Origin of the sequence: Pseudarthrobacter sp. NIBRBAC000502772 (genome assembly GCF_006517235.1) — a bacterium.
Lineage (GTDB): Bacteria > Actinomycetota > Actinomycetes > Actinomycetales > Micrococcaceae > Arthrobacter.
Window position 1 is genome coordinate 1642421 of sequence record NZ_CP041188.1, and the last position, 18629, is coordinate 1661049.

Below are 18629 nucleotides of genomic sequence, written 5' to 3' on the forward strand. Positions count from 1 at the left end.
GGCGAGGCCGGGACTGGTGCGGGCCGCGGTGCCCGGTCTCGGGCGGGGGGAACTTTGCGCTTGGGGCTAACGGGGGTCTTCCGCGGTGCTTTCGGCCGGCTCTTCCTCCTGGTGGCCAGGGCCGTAACGTGCGTCAGCCCGATTATTAGACCGTAAATGCCCCAGAAGATGCCGAGCAGGACCAGGGCAACGAGAAACAATGCAAGGTAAAACAGGATCCCTGCTGCAGGGATTAGTAGCACCATGGTCTATTCCACCGGTCCACCGTCGTTTGGATGAGGTTTGTTCGGCTATCCAGCAGCTTCTGGCAGGGGCGGCTGCATAACTGCCGCCCCTACCCACATGTAGTAGCCGGCAGCCACCATGGCGAGCCCAAAAGGTATGGCGAGCAGGACAGCAGGTGTTTGTTCATTGGCTGCCAGCAACGCGACAGTGCTGACCACGAAGACGATCCCGAGCCATCGTGGAAGAACACCTGAACGGAGAATGAAGACCCCGATCATCAGGAGGCCTGCGATGATAGCCAGCAGCCCGGGGATGACAAAATAGGGCATCCCTGGGAAGTCGCCGGCGAAGAATACCGTCTGGATGAGCGCTCCCGTAAACAGCAGGATGAGACCAACGGCGGCCGTAATCAGGCCAGCGTTCGCAAGCTTGAGGTACTGGCCGGATCGCCGTGCAAGGAGTGCCATACCGGCTACGCCAACCAGTATGAGAAGGGACGCGACAGAGGCTGCCAAAGGGGCAAACCCGGTCGATGTACGCATGGCTCTTGTTTCGCATTCCAAGCCGATGCAGCCGATCGGTTCCAGATTGTGTAGGAATGCGGTCAAGACGCACAGCACGCCACCGAGCATCGCTGCGGCGCCAGCCCATCTGTGGAATTGCCCCGTCCAGAATCGGTCGTCGAAACTTCCCCGGGCCATCGTCAACCGCCATCTCTCTGGAGACCGCCAGTGTGTCTTCCAATGCTGGACCCGGCCGGAGTGGCGGTCAAGAGCCGGTTGCCAGGCACAGAAGGATCCGCATGAATTCCTTGAGGCGGGTCGCCGCCGAGGTGCACGTTGAGGACAGCTGACAGGTCGTTGTACCGCTCAGCAAGGTCGTCGCGGACCTCTGCCTCCGCCGTCTCCATCCAGCGCGTTCGGAGCGGCTCGATGATCTCAAGTCGTCGTGCAACCTGCCTATGCTGCTCGAGTATCTGCTCAACGTGCAACGCACATACGGGTGCCCGTTCCGCGAACTGCGGGTTCATCGCAGGTCCTCGCCCTCGTGGTGGACATGGAGGATCTTGTCGAAGTTCCCCAGCACTTCCCCCACGTATGCGGCGTTTGCCCCCAGGCCGCACAATGGCCGTTAGGTTTCGACGGGTTGGCTTCGACGAGCTCAACCGCCGGGCAGTACCTCAGCCACCTCTACCGTGACCCTCGCGTCACGGAACTTCTGCACCTGACCCGGGTCGGCGCCGTCGTCCGTGACCAGCGTCCAGGGCAGCGCGAGCCTCGCCCACGCGTGGAAGGGGCGCAGGCCAAGTTTGGAGGAGTCGGCCAGGACGTAGACGCTGTTGCCACGGCGGGCCATGAGCTCCTTGAGCCGGGTCTGAGCGTGGTCGGCCTCGCAGATGCCGTCCTCGGCGGTGACGGCGTCGGCGCCAAGGAACACCCGGTCAAAGCTCATCCGTTCCAGGGCGGCCTCGGCGAGCGGGCCCACGAAGCTCTGGCTCAGGCTCCGCAGCCGGCCACCCAGGCAGTCCACTTCGATGCCGTCGGACTCGGCCAGTTCCTGCATGGTGTTGATGCCCGGCGTCGTCACGGACAACCGATCAAACCCCCGCAGTTCGTGGGCCAGGGCACCCACGGTGGAGCCGGCGTCGAGCAGGATGTTCTCCCCGGGCCGGATCACGGATGCCGCCCAGCGGGCAATGGCGTGCTTCTGCTCAAACGCCTCGCCGGTGCGCTGCCGGAGCGATGCTTCGGGGTGGGCGCCCAGGGCCATGGCGCCGCCGTACGTGCGGGCCAGCCGGCCCTGCCCGTTCAGGAGCGCCAGGTCGCGGCGGATGGTGGAGGCCGTGACCTCGAACCGGGCGGACAGTTCCTCCACGGAGGCCAGGCCGGTGGTGAGCGCCAGATGGTAAATTTCTTCGCGCCTGGCATTTGCCGACAGCATTCCCGGTCTCCTTCCCGTGGGCGTGGTTACCATGCTAGTTCCGGCCCCGGCCAACTGCCCGCAGCATTGCCGTGTGCTCCTACACGGCCACGGCGGGCCGGGTGGCCATCTCCGCCGCCTGGTGCAGGGCCTCCACCATGCTACGCGAATCGGCGATCGCCTTGCCGGCAATGTCAAAGGCGGTGCCGTGGTCCACGGAGGTGCGGATGACGGGCAGGCCCACGGTGATGTTCACGCCGGCCTCGATGCCCAGCACCTTCACCGGGCCGTGCCCCTGGTCGTGGTACATGGCCACCACCAGGTCGTAATCGCCCCGGCCGGCCAGGAAAAACAAGGTGTCGGCGGGCAGCGGTCCCGTAACGTCGATGCCTGCCGCCTGGGCGGCCTTCACGCCCGGCTCGATCTTCTCCGCTTCCTCGCCCTGGCCGAACAGCCCGCCCTCGCCGGCGTGAGGGTTGATGGCGCAGACGCCGATCTTCGGGTTGGGGATGCCGGCACGGATCAGGGCGTCATGGCCGCGGCGGATGGTGCGCTCCACCAGTGCCGGGTTGATCTTCCGCACGGCGTCCATCAGCCCGATGTGCGTGGTCACGTGGATGACCTTGATCTTGGGCGTGGAGAGCATCATGGACACTTCCTCGGTCCCGGTCAGCTGCGCCAGCAGTTCGGTGTGCCCGGGGAAGACGTGCCCGGCCGCGTGCAGGGCCTCCTTGTTCAGCGGGGCGGTGCAGATAGCCTGCACCTTCCCGGCCATGGCCAGCTCGCTCGCCACTCGGATGTATTCATAGGCGGCGTGCCCGGCCACGGGGGAGAGCTGCCCCCAGGGCAGGTCCTCCGGCAGCAGCGCCAGGTCGATCACGTTCACCCGGCCCGGCGTGAACACTGCGTCCTCCACCGAGGCGATGGTCCAGATGTCCGCGTCGACGCCCAGGATGTCCGCGGCCTGGCGGAGGCGCAGCGCGTCGCCGATCACCACGGGCCGGCACTCGGCGTTGCTCTGCGGGTCCAGCACGGCGGCCACCACCACCTCGGGTCCGACACCGGCGCCGTCGCCCATGGTTACGGCTACAAAGGGGAGTTCAGTGGGATCAACAGAGTTCATGGAGGGTCCTTTTCCGGGCAGGGACGGCTTGGGCGCCGTCGGCAGAGGGGAGTGCGTTGTGGGGGGATTCCCTGTCAGGGAGGGTGAAGAAGGTGAGTAGCCGGCCAATACGGCCAGGATGGTGCGGAGGCTGTTCGTTTCGCCGAAACTGCCCGGGCGGGTGACCACAGGGTTTCCGTCCGGAGCCAGCGACAGGACGGCGCCGTGCTCAACCTCGCCCTGAACGCTCAGCCGCTGCACACCCAGGGCATCCAGCACGGAGCGGGCCGTTTCCCCGCCGGTGAGCATCAGCGGCCGGTCCTTGGCGAGCGGCGCCACTGTCCGGGCCAGGGCGCCGGCAATCCTGGCCGACATCGCGGGATTCACCGTGGATGCATCCACGGCCACCGCCGCCGGGCCTGCGGCCAGGGCCTTCTCCAGCGAAACCAGATCCGCGGTTCCCGCCAGCATGTCCGCCGGGGACAGGGTGATGACGGCAACGCCGTTACTGGCCAGGGCCTGCAACTGTTCCCGTGCTGGACCGGACGCGGAGCCCACTACCAGCAGGGGAAAGATGCCGGTTGTGCGCTCGCCAATGGAAGAACGTACGACGGCGGCGCTTCTGTTGTGTGCCTTACCGGCAGTCCGCGCCAGCGCGGCTCCGAGAGCTGAACCGAGGGCGGAGGCACCCGCGAACCGGACGCCGGGAATGCTGAGGGCGGCGCTGACGATGGCATCCAGGTCGGCCTGTGTCTCGGCGTCGCAGACCACCACGGGGAAAGGCCGGCCGGCACTGGCGGCCTTCAGCGCTGCGGCCAAGGTCTCGCCGCCGCCGCGGACAGTGGCCAGCTCCACCAGGGTGGTTGCCACAGGCTGCAAGGCAGCGCCGATGGTTGCTGGCGGAACCGACGTCTCGGCATGCCACAACGTGGTTTCATGCAGGGGCATCCCCTGGTGGTGCACCGTTCCGTTGACCGTGCTGCGGCCCAGCGGCGGCAGTGCCAGCGCCAGGACGACGGGACCGTCGGCGCTGAGGACCTCCAGTTGCGAGGCCACGGGCCCGCGGAGCAGGGAGTCGATCTTCAGGAAAACTGTGGGGGAGTGGTCCCCGACGGGAAGCGAGTGCAGGACTTGGCGCAACCGCCCGGCGGCGGCATCTGCTGGGAGCCTCCGGTTGTCCGTATCCAGCACCAAAAGCCCGACGTCCTGCCCGTGGTTCCCGTCCTGCAGGAGGTTCCGCAGGGCGGTGGCAAGCTCCTCCGGAAGGTGCGGGAGCAGACAGACGTGCGGGGCGCCGTCGTTGGACCTTGTCTTGCCGGGCACAGTTTGCGCGCTCCGCGCATCATCCTTACGGGTCTCGGCGTGTTCCGTCAGGAAGGCCGCTGCGGTCTCTGCGGCGCCGGAAAGATCGTCAGCAATGGCAATAATGCGTTTCATCGCTGCCTCCTTTGGCTTCCGCGGAACTGGGTACGGTGAAGCCGTTTTGGACCGGCCTGCACAAAACACGCTAACCTACTTGCGCACTTTGCGCAATCATGACATTGTGAGCGGAGTAACAACCCTGGTGCCTCGTATCAGCACGAAGATGCAGCACCTGGCCGGCACGAGCCGGCCCTTACCTGGAGGTCAAAGATGACTCGATCCGACAGTGTCGCCGGCGGCAGTGCATTCCTCGGCGAAGTAGCGCAACGTTCACTCTCCCGGCGTTCGCTGCTCCGGTGGGTTGCCCTGACCGGAGCAGGTGCCGTGCTGGCACCCGCCGTCACCGCCTGCGTGGGCCCGTCCGCCCCCGGCCCCGGCGTCACCGGCACCAGTACCCTCACTCTGGGGCTGAACCGCTCACTGGTCAGCCTCGACAACAAACTCAACCAGTTTGACGCCGCCGTCACCGTCCAACGCGCCGTCCGCCAGGCCCTCACCGAGATCGGCGACGACCTCAAGCCCCGCAACGTCCTGGCCGAAAGCTTCGAACTGACCAGCCCCACCCAGTGGACCGTCAAGCTCCGCAACGACATCAAGTACTCCGATGGCACCAAGGTTGCCGTGGAGGACGTTTCCAAAGCGCTGGAGATGTACAGCCAGGTCAACGGCTCCTTCCTGGCACCCCAGTTCCCCGAATGGCCCGTCGTGACCAAGAAGGACGAACTGACCTTCACCCTGGACACCAAGGCCCCGCTGCCCGTGCTGAACACACTGATGTCCAACATTCTCATCACCCCGGCCGCCGCCAACAAGCCCGAGGAACTCCAGGAGGGCGTCGGCACCGGCCCCTACAGGGTGGCCTCAGCCGACCGCGGAACGGGCACCTACAAGCTGGTGGTCAACGAGAACTACTGGGGCGAGAAGCCCAACATCTCCGAGGTCAACGTCCGGTTCATGTCCGAGGAATCCAGCCGTGTGGTGGCCCTGCGCTCCGGCGAGGTGGACGTCATCGACTCCATCACCCCGGATTCGGTAGCCCAGCTGAAATCCGTTGAAGGCATCAAAATCGAATCGGTCACCGGCACCCGTTACAACCAGCTTTTCTACAACTTCCGCAAGCCGGCGGACAGCCCTATGTCAGATCCCAAGGTCCGCGAGGCGCTCTCCTACGGCTTCGACAGCAAGAGTATCGTTGACGGCATCCTGGGCGGCACGGTCACTTCCGCCAAGGGCGTGGTCCCGCAGACCCTGGCGGGCGCCGTGGAAACCGGCGACTACAAGTACGATCCCGCGAAGGCCAAGTCCATGCTCGCGGACCTGGGCGTCTCCAACCTGTCCCTTAAGGTCATCTGGGAGACCGGAGAATTCGCCGGCGACGTGTCCATCATGGAAGCCCTCGTGGAGATGATGAAGGCGATCGGCGTCACCGCCGAGCTGAAGCAGTTCGAACCCGGTGGGGACATCTCCAGCTGGCGGCAGGGCAAAGCCGGTGACTGGGACATCCTGGGCAACGGCTACGGGAACCAGACGGGCCTCGCTCTGACCAACCTGCAGGGCATGTACGCCGGCACCGCCGCGAAGGAAGCCACCCGCGACACATACCACGGATTCGTCTTCCCGGAGATCAGCAGCAGGATCATCACGGCAACCTCCGAAACGGATACCGCCAAGAGCACCCAGCTGCTTACCGACGTCCAGAAGGACATCTGGGCCAAATGGCCCTGCATGTGGGCATTCATCCCCAACGCCGTGCTGGCCCGCCGCACCCGCGTGGAGGGCATCAAGCTGCGCCCCATCAACTCCTACCAGCTCTCCACAGTCAAGGTGAACGGCTAGTCCCATGGTCACATACGTCTCCAAGCGGTTGGGGCAGAGCCTCCTCACGATCTTCCTGACCGTGTCCACAGTCTTTGTCTTGATCCGGATGGCTCCCGGCGACCCGGCCTACGCCTTGGCCGGGCCGCTGGCCTCCACCGGGGACCTCGAAAAAATCCGGATCTCCATGGGGCTCAACGAACCCCTGCTGACCCAGTACGGCATCTTCCTCAAGGAACTGGGCGCCGGGAACATCGGCAAGTCCTACTCGTTCCAGGCACCCGCCCTGGAAGTGGTGATGTCCCGGCTGCCCAACACCATCTTCCTGGCGGTACTCGCCATCCTGCTCGCCATCGTGGTGGCCATCCCGCTGGGGGTCTGGATGGCCAAGCGTGCCGACACCAAGCGTGAACTCGGCGTCAACGTGCTCACCATCGCCGGGCAGTCCATGCCGGACTTCTGGATCGGCATCATGCTGCTGACCCTGTTCGCGGTGGTGTTCCCCATCTTCCCGTCCTCCGGCTTCACCAGCTGGTCCGGGGTGGTCCTGCCCGTCACCACGGTGGCCATCCTGCAGATCGCGCTGGTTTCCCGGATGGTCCGTCGCGAGGTGGGCACAAACATGGCCGCCCCGTACCTCACGGTGGCCAGGGCCCGCGGCACCGGCGAGCAGAAGCTCACCTGGGCCTATGCCATGCGCAACTCCTCCATCCCCATCCTCACCACCCTTGGCACCCGGTTCGCCGGCATGCTCAACGGCGTGGTTGTGGTTGAAGTGGTGTTCAACTGGCCAGGACTGGGTTCCCTGGTGGTGCGGGCGCTCGAAACCCGCGATTACCCGCTGATCCAGGCCACGGTCCTGGTGACGTCCGTGCTCGCCGTCGGCGTCCAGCTGCTGATCGATCTGTGTTACCCGCTGCTTGACCCCCGGGTCCGGCTCGGAAAGGTGTCCGTCGCATGAGTACCGTCAACGAAATCCCGCTCGCCGCGCAGGCCATGAAACGGCCGACGGCGGTGACTAAGCGGCTCCTCCGCCGCTCCTCGGCTGCCCGGCGGGAACGTTCCGCCAAGGTGAAGATCGTGCTGGGCGCTTTCCTCACGGCCGTGGTGGTCCTGCCGATCATCCTGGCCCAGGTCCTTCCGCTGCCTGACGTGGACGCCCAAGCCATCACCTCCCGCTTCCTGCCCCCGTTCAGCCCGGACCACCTGTTCGGCACCGACCAACTGGGCCGGGACATCCTCTCCCGGGTGCTGCACGGCGGCCAGGTGTCGCTCACCATCGGTGTGCTCGCCGTCGTGATTTCCGGCCTCGTGGGTGTGGTCCTCGGCGCGCTCGCAGGATTCTTCGGCGGTTGGGTGGACGCCGTGGTCTCCCGCCTCATCGAGGCCCAGCTCTCGCTGCCCCTGCTCATGATGCTCCTGCTGGTGGTTGCCCTGTTCGGCCCCTCCATCCCGGTGATCACCTTCGTGATCGCCATCGCCCAGTGGCCGGAACCCGCCCGCCTCACCCGCTCGCTGGTGCTGGTGGAACGCGAAAAGCCCTACGTCCAGGCTGCCAAGGTCCTGGGCCTGCCGCAGATCACCACCCTGGTCAAGCACGTCATCCCCAACGTCATCAACCAGGTGATTGTGGTGGTCCTGCTGCTCCTGGCCACTGCCGTGCTGATGGAAAGCGCGCTGAGCTTCCTCGGCGCCGGCCCGCAGCGGCCCTTCGCCACCTGGGGCCGGATCATCTCCGACGGCCAGGACTTCATCACCACCTCCTGGTGGATCGTGACGCTCCCGGGTGCCGTGATCGCCATCCTGGTGGTGGGTGTGAACCTGCTGGCCGACGGCCTGCGGGACCGTGTACGGCGCCGGAAGGGAGCCACCTCATGAGCGTGCTGGAGGTCAGGGACCTTGCCGTTGAACTGATGACCACCGCCGGCGTGATCCGCGCCGTGGACGGCATCAGCTTCTCCATCGATGCCGGACAGACCGTCACCATTATCGGTGAGTCCGGTTCCGGCAAAAGTACGACGGCGATGGGCCTCCTGAGGCTCCTGCCGGACGACCTTGCCGTTATCTCCGGCCATGCAGAGCTGGACGGCGTGGATGTGGTGACTGAGCCGAAGCAGTTCGCGAAGCTCCGCGGCCGGTCCGTCGCGCTGATCCCGCAGGACGCCATGACCGCGCTGTCACCGGTGCACACCATCGGTCGGCAACTGGGCGAGGCGATCCTCCGGAAAGGAGGCGCCTCCAAAGCCGACCTGAACAGGCGCTCCGTGGAGCTCCTGGAGCAGGTCCGCATCCCCGAACCGGCTGTGCAGCTGAAGAAGTACCCGCACCAGCTGTCCGGCGGCATGCTGCAGCGTGTCCTGATCGCCATGGCGCTCGCCGTTGACCCGGTTCTGCTGGTGGCCGACGAGCCCACCAGTGCACTGGATGTCACCGTGCAGGCCGGCATCCTGGACCTGCTCATGGAGCTGCAGGAACGGACCCACGTGGCCATCCTCATGATCACGCACGATCTGGGCGTGGCGCGGTTGGTCTCGGACCGGATCCACGTGATGAAGGACGGAAAGTTCGTGGAAAGCGGCGAAGTGGAACAGATCGTTGAGCACCCGCGGACGGAGTACACCAAGAAACTCCTCGCCGCCGTGCCTAAGCTGGGGCACTGGGATGGGGAACCGCACCATGACCCGCTCGAAGCAGGCCCGCCGTCGCCGGACGCAACCGACCAGCAGGCAACCGTCCGCCAGGCAACGTCCAGCCAGGCAACCACCAGCCCGGTAACACTGAACGGAGCACACCCGTGAGTTCACCCTTGAACACCCCGCCAGCAAAGGCCGCCGGGCAGGACCTGGTGCTGTCCGTCAAGAACCTCACCGTGGACTACGCCGTGCACCGCACCAGCTTCCGCGCGGTGGACGATGTCAGTTTCGACGTCCCGCGCGGCAGCACCGTGGCCATCGTGGGGGAGTCGGGCTGCGGCAAGTCCACCATTGCGAAGGCCATTGTGCGTCTGCTGACGCCCGCCTCCGGAGAGATCCTGCTGAACGGCCAGGACATCGCCCGCATGCCTGCCCGGCAGCTGCGGCCGCTCCGGTCCAAGGTGCAGATGGTTTTCCAGGACCCCTACGGTTCGCTGGATCCGCACCTGACCGCCGAGGACATCGTGGCCGAACCACTGATCCTGCGCGGCATCCGGTCCGGCAAGGAACGCCGGGCGGAGGCGGCCAAACTGATTGACAAGGTGGGTCTGCCGGCCTCTGCCCTGGGACGCCGTCCGGCCGAGTTCTCCGGCGGGCAGCGCCAGCGCATCGGGATCGCCCGGGCGCTGGCCTCCAAGCCGGAACTGCTGGTCTGTGATGAAGCCACCAGCGCGCTGGACGTCTCGGTCCAGGCCCAGGTGCTGGAGCTCCTTGCGGACATCCAGCGGGACCGCGGGCTCACCTACCTGATGATCAGCCACAACCTCGGGGTGGTGCGGGAAAGCAGCAGCCACGTGGTGGTCATGTCCAAGGGCAAAATCGTGGAGCAGGGACCCACCGAACAGGTCCTCACCAGGCCCCGGGACCCATACACCCGGGCGCTGCGGGCCGCGGCGCTGGATCCGCTGACCATGACCGGCCGCAAACCACGCGAGCTGGTCTCAAGACTGAACAAGGTGGCGCCGCAGGGCGAGCCCGTACTGATGGAGGAAGCAAGCTGATGCAGGGAACCAACGTGGCAGGCCTGGAGCTTCCCATTTCGCAACTCGCCCTGGGCACCATGACCTTCGGGGACACCGCATCGGAAGAGGTGGCCGCCGGCATGCTGGCGGCGGCGCTGGAGGCGGGCATCACGGTGGTGGATACCGCGAATGGTTACGCCGGCGGCGCCAGCGAGGAAATCCTGGCGAAGCTCCTGCCCGCGCACCGCGACGCCGTCGTCCTTGCCTCCAAGGCCGGGATGCCGCACGCGGACGCCGGTGACAACTCGCCCCTCTCCGCGGAGGGCCTACGGCGCTCCGTGGAGGGCAGCCTCCGGCGACTGGCCACGGACCGGCTGGATCTTTTCTACCTGCACCAGCCGGACCGCAAGGCGCCGATGGAAGAGACGCTCGCCGTCGTCGGACAACTGATTCGCGACGGCAAGATCCGCGCCTGGGGCGTGTCCAACTTCGCCGCTTGGCAAGTCAGCGAGCTGAACGCGGCAGCCGACAGCTCCGGGGTGCCGCGGCCGGTGGTGGCGCAGCAGCTGTACAACCTGCTGGCCACGCGGATCGAGGACGAATACCTGGAATTCGCCCAGCACACCGGGCTGCTGACCATGGTCTACAACCCGCTCGGCGGCGGGCTCCTCACCGGCAAACACACCTTTGCGCAATCACCCACCGAAGGCCGGTTCGGCAGCTCCCGGCTGGCCGAGATGTACAAGCAGCGATACTGGGACCCCCGGCTCTTCGAGGCGGTCCGCCAGCTCGGTGTCATTGCCGACGGCACGGGCCTGCCGTTGCCGGAGCTGTCCTTCCGCTGGCTGCTCAGCAAGCCCGGCGTGGGCTCCATCCTGCTGGGCGGCTCCAAGCTGGAGCAGCTGCAGACCAACATCGCCGCGGCCGCGAAGGGCCCGCTGCCGGAAGATGTGGTGGCCGCCTGTGATGCCGTGGCCGCGGAAATCCGCGGGCCCATGCCCAACTACAACCGCTAGCCCAGTTGCACGTCTTTACTAACTGAAGAGGAATCTGCCATGACTGCCGCATCGTTTGCCGCAAAAGCCCGAGCCAATGAGCCCGTCGTCGGATACTGGGTGGTCCTGGACTCACCGGTCTCCACCGAGCGCGTGGCACGGCTGGGCTATGACTACGTGGCCCTCGACGCCCAGCACGGGTTGATGGGCTATTCCGGCTGGCTGCACGGCCTGATGGCGATTGATGCAGCCGGGGCTGCCGGAATCGTCCGGGTCCCGTCCAACAACGCGGCCTTCATCGGGCAGGCGCTGGACGCCGGAGCTGCCGGAGTGATCGTGCCGCTGGTCAATAACGCCGAGGAAGCCGCCGCCGCAGTCCGGGCCGTGCGCTACCCGCCCCACGGCATGCGCTCCTATGGGCCCATGCGGTCCGCGCTCCGGATCGGGCCGGTGCCCGCCGAGGCCGACGCCACCGTGCTGTGCCTTGCCATGATCGAGACGCCTGAGGGCCTGGAGAACGTGAAGGAAATCTGCGCCGTGCCCGGAATCGACGGCGTCTACATCGGCCCGTCCGATCTCTGCCTGGCCGTGGGCGGCAAGTTCCCCAACGACCCCGACGTGGCCGAGGAGTTCAACGCCGCGCTGGTGACCATCCGCGAGGCAGCACAGGCCGCCGGCGTAATCGCTGCCATTCACACAGCGAGCGGTGAGATCGCGCGCCAGCGGATCGCGGAGGGCTTCACATTCGTCACCGTGGCGTCCGACCTGACACACCTGGAAATCGCGGCCGCGAACCACCTTTCCAGGGCCCGCGGGGAGTAGCCGGGGTGTTGGAGACTGCGGCGATCGGGCCTGTCCGGTGATCGAGCCTGTCCGGATCCCAGTTGCCCAAAAACGTGCGGGAAGTGAGAGAGGGTCCTGGGGTTCCTGACCGGTCGGACGGCGGGGCCGGGGGGAATTGCCCTGATCGGCAGGCTCAAGCGGCGGGCAACCATCGTTGCAGCTCCAGGCGGAACACCCAGAGAAGGACGTCCTCGCCGGGCACGTACCAGTCGCGCTTCGGAACCCTCTGGAAACCCAGGGATTCGTAAAGAGCATGTGCCCGTCCCATAAACGTCGCGCTCGTAATGCTGATCGCCCTGATTGCGGGCAGCGACTGCGCGTGTTCAATGACCCTTCGGACTACAACGCGACCAATCCCGCCGCCCTGAACCGCAGGATCAACGGCCAGCATCCGGAACTCCAGCTCATTGTCCACCGCGATCTCGCTGTACGGCTGGCCTGCGAAGGTCAGCGTCACGGCCGCGACCACCGCGCCGGAGGCTTCGGCCACCCACACTTCGGCATGCTCCGCCCGGTGTTCCACGTCCTCAAGCACGCTCATGTACGGGTGATCGGCGGTGAAATGCCCGGCATGGAGGTACGCCTCCCGAGTGATTCTCCGGACCTCTGCGTGATCGGCGGGCGTTGCCTGCCTGAAGACCAGATTCACCGTCCAACAACCCCGGCCCCAGCGACCCGGGCAACGTACTCCTCGAGCAGGGCCAGAGCCGGCTGCGAAGATGGATCGCCCACAGCGTCCGCCCCCACGGCGTTGGCCGCCGCCAGCGCCGTGGAGTAGTCAAGTCCCGCGCCGAGTGCCAGGACCAGGGCCGCGCAGAACGCGTCGCCCGCGCCGATGGTGTTCGCCACCGTCACTGCGGATGCGGGGGCTTCTGCCACCTTCCGCCCGTGTTCGAACATCGCGGAGCCGTCCTTGCCGTACGTCACGGCTACCAGCTTGGCCGCGGCGAGGGCGGGGATTAGGGCGTACTCGCTCTCGTTGACGATCACCAAGTCGCAGCGTTCCAGCAGCTCGGCCGGCAAGTCCATCGCTGGTGCGGCGTTCAGCACAAAGTACCCGGCGGGCCGCCTGGCGGCCTCCAGTACCACGGGCAGGCCCACCTCCAGCTGGCACAACACCGTCTCCTCGGGGCCGAACTCCACGCCCTCCAGGGAGAGGCTGGAGTTGGCGCCCGGGCAGACGACAATCTGGTTCTCGCCGTCGCGGTCCACCACAATCAGCGCCGTCCCGGTCGCCTCCGGATGGACCGCGACGTCAGAGGTGTCGACGCCGGCGCTCGCCAGCGCGTCAAGCATCCGGTGCCCCTGGGCGTCGCTGCCCACGGCGCCGACCATCCGGGTATTCCCGCCCAGCCGTGCAGCCGCCGCGGCCTGGTTGGCGCCCTTGCCGCCCGGCTGTTCGGAGAGCACCGCCCCGCCGATGGTTTCGCCGGCAGTGGGGAGTCTCTCGGCGGTGGCGATCAGGTCCAGGTTGATGCTGCCGACGACGGTGACGGCAGGAAGTCGATTGCTCATGGGAAGTCTCTCTCGAGGCGAAGCCGGAAGTGGCCGGATTGGGAAATAGTCTACGGCATGGTTGTACTTGTGCGTCATACATGGTTGTATAACAACTCGGATCGCCATTCCGGATGATTCAGCTCGAACAAAGGAGTTTGATGTGAACACCCCAACGTCGGTTGCCGCCTCCCCGCCGGTCAGCGCGGAACAGCCCGCCTTCGCCGGCCGCCGCGCCGCCCTGCTGATCTCCACCCTGCTGCTGGGCGTGCTGTCCTTCCAGCTCAACGCCAGCATGGTGACCCCTGCACTGCCGCAGATCGCCGCCGCATTCGGCCAGAGTGCGGACAGCGCCGCGCCCGTCCAGTCCATGTTCTTCCTGGCCGGCGCCATCGCCGGGCCCGTGATCGGCCGCTGGAGCGACTTCATCGGCCGCCGCGCCGCCCTGCTCCTGGTCCTCGGCATCATGGGCGCCGGCACCATCCTCTGCATCGCCGCCCCCACGCTGCCCCTGCTCGTCACCGGCCGGTTCCTGCAGGGCGTCTCCAGCGCCGTGTTCGCGCTCGCCTACATCGTGCTCAGCGAGAATCTGCAGGCGAAGGTCTTCGGCACCTCCGTGGGCATCATCGCCGCCATCAACGGCGGAGTGGGGGGCGTGGACGGCTACGTGGGCGGGCTGATGGCCGAGACCCTCGGCTTCCGCTCCATCTTCGTGGTGGTGCTGGTCCTCACCGCCATCGCCGCCGCCTGCATCATCAAGATTGTTCCGGCCGGACGGCCGCGGGGCGTGCGCGGCGCCATGGACTGGTGGGGCGCCGGATCCCTCTCCGTGTTCCTTGTGTTCATCACCTACTTCGTCTCCGGCGGATCCGCCGCCGGCTGGACAGCGCCCAGCACCCTGGCACTGCTCGCCGCCACCATCGCGTCCTTCGCCGCCTTCTGGAGCATCGAGAAACGGCGCACCAACCCTCTCATCGCAGTCCACCACCTGCGCTCGCGCCAGGTCTGGCCCGTCATCGCCACCACCGTCCTGACCCTCGCCGGCATCTTCGCCATCATCAACTTCACCGTGGTGCTCCTCAGCCAGGACGCCGGTGCCGGCTTCGGGCTGACCGCATCAGTTTCCGCGCTGCTGTTCCTCACCCCGGCCGCCCTGATCGGCGTCTTCGCCGCACCTCTCGCTGGCTGGCTCGCCGACCGGCGCGGCTGGATCAAAACCCTCCGCGCCGGCACCGGACTGAGCCTGGCGTGCGCTATCGCAGCCGCCATGTTCTCGGACAACCAGATCGCGGTGCTGATCGCCGTTGCGGCCCTGGGCATCTTCTACAACGGCTTCTTCCTCACCGCCATCAACGGGCTCTCGGTGCTGCTCTCACCCAAGGAAGCCCCGGCTGCCCTGCCCGGCATCAACGGTGCCTCCTTCGGCATCGGGGCGAGCCTCGGCGTCGTCCTCGTGGCACCCTTCGCCGCCCAGGCCACCGCCGCCGGGTACACCACCGCCCTCTGGATCTCGGTGGCCATCACGGCCGCCGCGTTCATCGTCAGCCTCTTCGTCGCCGCCCCCAAGGGCGAGACGGTCTAACCCCCTCTACCGAAAGAGAACCACCGCCATGACCGACACCTTTCCGTTCTACCTGGACTGCGACACCGGAATCGACGACGCCCTCGCCCTGGCCTACCTGCTGGCCGCCCCCACCGCTGACGTGGTGGGCATCGGGACCGTCAGCGGCAACGTCAGTGCCGCCGTCGGCGCCCGCAACACCCTGGACCTGCTCCAGCTCGCCGGCCACGCGCACATTCCCGTGGCGCTCGGCGCCCACGATCCGCTGGCCGGGCAGTTTGGCGGCGGGGCGCCGTGGGTGCACGGAGAGAACGGGGTCGGCGGGGTTTCCCTTACGACGGCGTCCGCCACGTTGGAGTCCGAGAGTGCGGCCGAGATGCTGGTTCGGCTCGCCCATGAGTATCCGGGAACGCTGCGGGTGCTCGCCATCGGCCCGCTGACCAACATCGCCGAGGCGCTGCGCCTGGACCCCGCGCTGCCCTCGCTTGTGGACGAAATCACCATCATGGGCGGGGCGGCCCTGGCCCCGGGAACATTAGCCCGGTGGCGGAAGCCAACATCTTCAACGACCCCGAGGCCGCCGCCCTGGTGCTGGCCGCCGACTGGGACGTGACCCTGGTGCCGCTGGACGTCACAATGGCCAACGTCCTGGAGGAAAGCCACCGGCAGGAACTGCTCGCCGCGGACCACCCGGTCCCGCAGGCCCTCGGCGACATGCTGGGCTACTACTTCCGGTTCTATGAGGGCATCTTCGGCCGGCCCTGCTCCGCCATGCACGATCCGCTGGCGGCGGCGCTCGCGGTGGGCGGCATTAAGGCGACGGTGGCCCCGGTGGTGCATGCCGCCGTCGACACCTCTGCCGGGCCGGGCCGCGGGCAGACCGTCTGCGACATGCGCGGCTCCTACTTGGGCTACCCGGAGCAGCCCGGCGCGCGGTGCCGGGTGGTCCTCTCGCTGGAAGGGGACTTCGCGCCGCACCTGGTGGAGACGCTGCTGTCCTTTACTGAAAGTACGACGGCGGCACTTGCCGCGGGTGCGGCGGCCGCCTGAAATATCCGCAGACTTTTCCGCAACCACTATCCAGCCGGTCCGGGTTAGCGCAAGATAACCCCATGAAAAAAACAGTTATCGCCGGTTTCGCGGCCCTCATGATGGGGCTCGGCGCCATCACCTTCGCCGGCCCAGGCAATGCAGCGCCCGAGCCGCCGCACATCGCGGGGCAGATTATGGTCAAGTTCCGCGTTGATGCGGCGGCAGTTGGGGTACTGCGCCGCCATGGCCTCAGCGACGGCCCGTGGATTGGCAGCACAGGGGCCCGCCTCATCAAGGTTCCGGCCGGCAAGGAACTGCAGCTCATTGACGCCCTCAGCCTGAACCCAAACGTTGAATACGCCGAGCCGGACCATGTGGTGACGGCAGCTACCGATCAGCCCAACGTCGACTATTTCCCCCGCCAGTACGCTTTGCACAACACTGGCCAGGAATTTACCAGCACGATGGGAGTAAAAGTGGCCGGGGGTACGCCAGACGCCGACGTGGACGCCGTCGAAGCGTGGGCTAAAACGACCGGTGCCGGCATCAGGGTGGCTGTGCTCGATACAGGAGTCACGAACAGCCACGACGACATCTCATCACAGGTTGTTGAACGCGTTAACTACAGTGATGCGGCAACTGGTGAAGACATATACGGCCACGGCACACACGTCGCCGGCATCATTGCCGCCATCAAAAATACGGTTGGCGTCTCCGGTGTGTGCCCGGACTGCGACATCCTGGACGGCAAAGTCCTGAACGACCAGGGGTCCGGCTCCACCTCGAGCATCGCCAAAGGCATCGGCTGGGCTGTGGAGAAGGAGGCCAAGGTCATCAATATGAGCCTGGGGCAGCGTGTTTCCTCACGGACCTTGGAGATCGCGGTTAATAACGCCTGGAAGGCAGGGGCGGTGATCGTCGCCGCGGCCGGCAACGCCGGTACCCAGGCCAAGATCTACCCGGGCGCCTACGCAAATGTTATTGCCGTTGCAGCAACCGACAACAAGAACGTGAAAGCCTCCTTCTCGACCTATGGCAAGTGGGTGGACGTCGCAGCGCCCGGTGTCAGCGTGTACTCGACCTTCCCGAACGGATCCTTTGTCCTGGGGACGCAAAACAACCGCTCCCATGGTTACGACATCGCCAGTGGCACCTCGATGGCCTCACCCATCGTCGCCGGCGTTGCCGCGCTTGTCTGGAGCACTTCTGCCGGGACCGGAAACGCATCAGTCCGCGACAAGGTCGAATCATCCGCCGACGAGAATATTTACGGCACCGGCATGTACTGGGCCAATGGCCTCGTGAACGCCTGCGATGCGGTCGGTTGCGTACGGCCCTAGTCAGACCGCGGTTGCCGTCAGGACTGCAGGGACTGCATTACTGACAGGTGGCCGGCGCGGGCCGCGATGAGGCACTTGGCCAGGTAAAAGGGCCGGTTCGCGTGCCTGACGTACTGGGTGAGGACCAGCACAGGGTCCGACGGCCGGAGGTCCAGCAGCTTCGCTCGGCTGGGCCCCACCTGGCTCAGGCTGATCTGGCACTCGCCCGGACCGGGCTGCCGGCCGAGCTGTTTGGTGAGCGTGGCAAGCAGGGTGGCGCCGGCGTCGTCCTCAATGTCCAAAGGTGCGGCGGGGCGGCTGCCGAGGCTGACAGGCTGGGCGGAGACGTTTTCCTGCAGGTGGGCGATGGCCTCGCCGTCGCGGATCAGGACGGATTCCCACAGCCAGCAGTCGCTGCCGGGCTCCACGCCGACGCCGGGGGCGACGAACTCGGAGGCGGGCTGCCGCTCCCGGAGGACGCGTTTGATTTCCAGGTGCTGGCCGGGGCCGCCGAGGACTTCCTCGAACGGGCGGATCCGTTCGATGCCGATGCGGGGGAGGGTGTCCGAGACGAAGCGTCCGACGCCGCGCCTCGCCCGGATGAGCCCGTCTTCCTCGAGCAGCATGAGGGCTTCGCGGACCACGGTGCGGCTGACTTTCATATCGGCGCCGAGCTCGGTTTCCGTGGGGATCATGGAGCCGGGCTTGAGGAGGTCGTTGCGGATGGCTTCGGCGATCCGGGAGTACACCGCCACGCGGAGGGGTGAGCCGGGCTGGGCCTGCACCGGCTGGGACAGGAACCGGACGGCGTCCTCGTGCACGTTATGCCTCGCTTCGTGGTCTGGGGATTCCCAGCCTACCGGTGTGACGCGTTTGTTGGACAAGGCGCGGGTGGCTTTGCACCTGCTTGCTCAGGATGTCCCAGCGCTGGGTGGGGTTCTTGAGGCCGTCCGGGAGCGAATTCTTAGGCTGGAGTTCCGCGCCCGGGCGGGCCGACGCCGTCGTCCGTCACCGCAGTTCCCCGGCTTGCGCTATTTTCCGCACCCAGTGCACATTTGTGCAGCAGCTCTGACGGGTTTTCTCAGTCCCGGCGCCGACGCATACGCTACCCACCAGTAACAACGCTGGGTTTGAGGGTTTTGGCCTCGGGGGAGAGCGCACCGCTTTATAGGGCTTTTTTGGCGCACGTCTGTGCAACCCGGCTCCGCAACGACGGGTGTGCTGCGTAGCATGGAAAACCCTGCCG

16 protein-coding genes and 1 pseudogene are annotated in these 18629 nt (G+C 66.6%); 10 read left to right on the forward strand and 7 right to left on the reverse strand.

The features are described 5' to 3' along the window. Window positions 1-290: 290 nt before the first annotated feature. The 4 genes from NIBR502772_RS07755 to pdxA all read right to left on the reverse strand — a co-directional run bounded on the left by NIBR502772_RS07755 (window position 291) and on the right by pdxA (window position 4684). Window positions 291-692 (reverse strand): DUF2207 domain-containing protein, encoded by a 402-nt coding sequence (locus tag NIBR502772_RS07755; RefSeq protein ID WP_141139743.1) that lies wholly within the window; start codon window positions 690-692, stop codon window positions 291-293. A 236-nt stretch (window positions 693-928) separates the two neighbouring features. Continuing rightward, window positions 929-1255 carry a hypothetical protein gene (locus NIBR502772_RS22605; RefSeq protein WP_210412405.1) on the reverse strand — a complete coding sequence of 109 codons (327 nt, stop codon included), beginning with the start codon at window positions 1253-1255 and terminating at the stop codon, window positions 929-931. A gap of 131 nt (window positions 1256-1386) precedes the next feature. After that, window positions 1387-2166: a DeoR/GlpR family DNA-binding transcription regulator gene (locus tag NIBR502772_RS07765; RefSeq protein WP_141139744.1), complete on the reverse strand. Its 780-nt coding sequence runs from the start codon at window positions 2164-2166 to the stop codon at window positions 1387-1389. A 79-nt stretch (window positions 2167-2245) separates the two neighbouring features. After that, on the reverse strand, window positions 2246-4684 hold the full coding sequence (pdxA, locus tag NIBR502772_RS07770) for a 4-hydroxythreonine-4-phosphate dehydrogenase PdxA (RefSeq protein WP_141139745.1): 2439 nt from the start codon (window positions 4682-4684) through the stop codon (window positions 2246-2248). A 195-nt stretch (window positions 4685-4879) separates the two neighbouring features. On the opposite strand from pdxA, the gene NIBR502772_RS07775 reads away from it, so the two are divergent. Genes NIBR502772_RS07775 through NIBR502772_RS07805 form a run of 7 tightly spaced genes read left to right on the forward strand, consistent with a single transcriptional unit; the run spans window position 4880 to window position 11956 of the window. Next, window positions 4880-6505: an ABC transporter substrate-binding protein gene (locus NIBR502772_RS07775; protein ID WP_141139746.1), complete on the forward strand. Its 1626-nt coding sequence runs from the start codon at window positions 4880-4882 to the stop codon at window positions 6503-6505. Window positions 6506-6509: 4 nt separating this feature from the next. After that, window positions 6510-7445: an ABC transporter permease gene (locus NIBR502772_RS07780; RefSeq protein ID WP_141139747.1), complete on the forward strand. Its 936-nt coding sequence runs from the start codon at window positions 6510-6512 to the stop codon at window positions 7443-7445. After that, window positions 7442-8362: an ABC transporter permease gene (locus NIBR502772_RS07785; RefSeq protein ID WP_141139748.1), complete on the forward strand. Its 921-nt coding sequence runs from the start codon at window positions 7442-7444 to the stop codon at window positions 8360-8362. Before NIBR502772_RS07780 ends, NIBR502772_RS07785 begins: the two co-directional genes overlap by 4 nt. Next, window positions 8359-9282 carry an ABC transporter ATP-binding protein gene (locus tag NIBR502772_RS07790; protein WP_141139749.1) on the forward strand — a complete coding sequence of 308 codons (924 nt, stop codon included), beginning with the start codon at window positions 8359-8361 and terminating at the stop codon, window positions 9280-9282. The genes NIBR502772_RS07785 and NIBR502772_RS07790 overlap by 4 nt, the downstream gene beginning before the upstream one ends. Beyond that, window positions 9279-10178, forward strand: a complete 900-nt coding sequence (locus NIBR502772_RS07795; RefSeq protein WP_246848734.1) for an ATP-binding cassette domain-containing protein — start codon at window positions 9279-9281, stop codon at window positions 10176-10178. Before NIBR502772_RS07790 ends, NIBR502772_RS07795 begins: the two co-directional genes overlap by 4 nt. Further along, window positions 10178-11155, forward strand: coding sequence for an aldo/keto reductase (locus tag NIBR502772_RS07800; protein ID WP_141139750.1), 978 nt, complete (start codon window positions 10178-10180; stop codon window positions 11153-11155). Before NIBR502772_RS07795 ends, NIBR502772_RS07800 begins: the two co-directional genes overlap by 1 nt. A 39-nt stretch (window positions 11156-11194) precedes the next feature. Then, the gene (locus tag NIBR502772_RS07805; protein WP_141139751.1) at window positions 11195-11956 is read left to right on the forward strand and encodes an HpcH/HpaI aldolase/citrate lyase family protein; all 762 of its coding nucleotides are present in this window, start codon (window positions 11195-11197) and stop codon (window positions 11954-11956) included. 154 nt (window positions 11957-12110) lie between these two features. On the opposite strand, the gene NIBR502772_RS07810 is transcribed toward NIBR502772_RS07805, so the two are convergent. Continuing rightward, a complete protein-coding gene (locus tag NIBR502772_RS07810) occupies window positions 12111-12626 on the reverse strand; it encodes a GNAT family N-acetyltransferase (RefSeq protein WP_141139752.1) in 516 nt (171 codons plus the stop codon). Beyond that, window positions 12623-13492, reverse strand: a complete 870-nt coding sequence (locus NIBR502772_RS07815; RefSeq protein WP_141139753.1) for a ribokinase — start codon at window positions 13490-13492, stop codon at window positions 12623-12625. Before NIBR502772_RS07815 ends, NIBR502772_RS07810 begins: the two co-directional genes overlap by 4 nt. 142 nt (window positions 13493-13634) lie before the next feature. On the opposite strand from NIBR502772_RS07815, the gene NIBR502772_RS07820 reads away from it, so the two are divergent. From NIBR502772_RS07820 to NIBR502772_RS07830, 3 genes and pseudogenes are all read left to right on the forward strand, one after another. Further along, window positions 13635-15053: an MFS transporter gene (locus NIBR502772_RS07820; protein ID WP_141139754.1), complete on the forward strand. Its 1419-nt coding sequence runs from the start codon at window positions 13635-13637 to the stop codon at window positions 15051-15053. Window positions 15054-15081: 28 nt separating this feature from the next. Next, a pseudogene (locus NIBR502772_RS07825) lies at window positions 15082-16082 on the forward strand (nucleoside hydrolase). A 62-nt stretch (window positions 16083-16144) separates the two neighbouring features. Next, window positions 16145-17404: a S8 family serine peptidase gene (locus NIBR502772_RS07830; RefSeq protein WP_141139755.1), complete on the forward strand. Its 1260-nt coding sequence runs from the start codon at window positions 16145-16147 to the stop codon at window positions 17402-17404. A 17-nt stretch (window positions 17405-17421) separates the two neighbouring features. Here NIBR502772_RS07830 and NIBR502772_RS07835 read toward each other — a convergent pair whose 3' ends face one another. Beyond that, window positions 17422-18204, reverse strand: coding sequence for a GntR family transcriptional regulator (locus NIBR502772_RS07835; protein ID WP_141141986.1), 783 nt, complete (start codon window positions 18202-18204; stop codon window positions 17422-17424). Window positions 18205-18629 lie beyond the last annotated feature (425 nt).

Bases quoted from the DNA above. Each gene is read 5' to 3' on its own strand.
- NIBR502772_RS07815 (WP_141139753.1), bottom strand. From the start codon at position 13,492: ATGAGCAATCGACTTCCTGCCGTCACCGTCGTCGGCAGCATCAACCTG.
- NIBR502772_RS07805 (WP_141139751.1), top strand. From the start codon at position 11,195: ATGACTGCCGCATCGTTTGCCGCAAAAGCCCGAGCCAATGAGCCCGTC.
- NIBR502772_RS07765 (WP_141139744.1), bottom strand. From the start codon at position 2,166: ATGCTGTCGGCAAATGCCAGGCGCGAAGAAATTTACCATCTGGCGCTC.
- NIBR502772_RS07775 (WP_141139746.1), top strand. From the start codon at position 4,880: ATGACTCGATCCGACAGTGTCGCCGGCGGCAGTGCATTCCTCGGCGAA.
- NIBR502772_RS07790 (WP_141139749.1), top strand. From the start codon at position 8,359: ATGAGCGTGCTGGAGGTCAGGGACCTTGCCGTTGAACTGATGACCACC.
- NIBR502772_RS07780 (WP_141139747.1), top strand. From the start codon at position 6,510: ATGGTCACATACGTCTCCAAGCGGTTGGGGCAGAGCCTCCTCACGATC.
- NIBR502772_RS22605 (WP_210412405.1), bottom strand. From the start codon at position 1,255: ATGAACCCGCAGTTCGCGGAACGGGCACCCGTATGTGCGTTGCACGTT.
- NIBR502772_RS07755 (WP_141139743.1), bottom strand. From the start codon at position 692: ATGGCACTCCTTGCACGGCGATCCGGCCAGTACCTCAAGCTTGCGAAC.
- NIBR502772_RS07830 (WP_141139755.1), top strand. From the start codon at position 16,145: ATGAAAAAAACAGTTATCGCCGGTTTCGCGGCCCTCATGATGGGGCTC.
- pdxA (WP_141139745.1), bottom strand. From the start codon at position 4,684: ATGAAACGCATTATTGCCATTGCTGACGATCTTTCCGGCGCCGCAGAG.
- NIBR502772_RS07800 (WP_141139750.1), top strand. From the start codon at position 10,178: ATGCAGGGAACCAACGTGGCAGGCCTGGAGCTTCCCATTTCGCAACTC.
- NIBR502772_RS07785 (WP_141139748.1), top strand. From the start codon at position 7,442: ATGAGTACCGTCAACGAAATCCCGCTCGCCGCGCAGGCCATGAAACGG.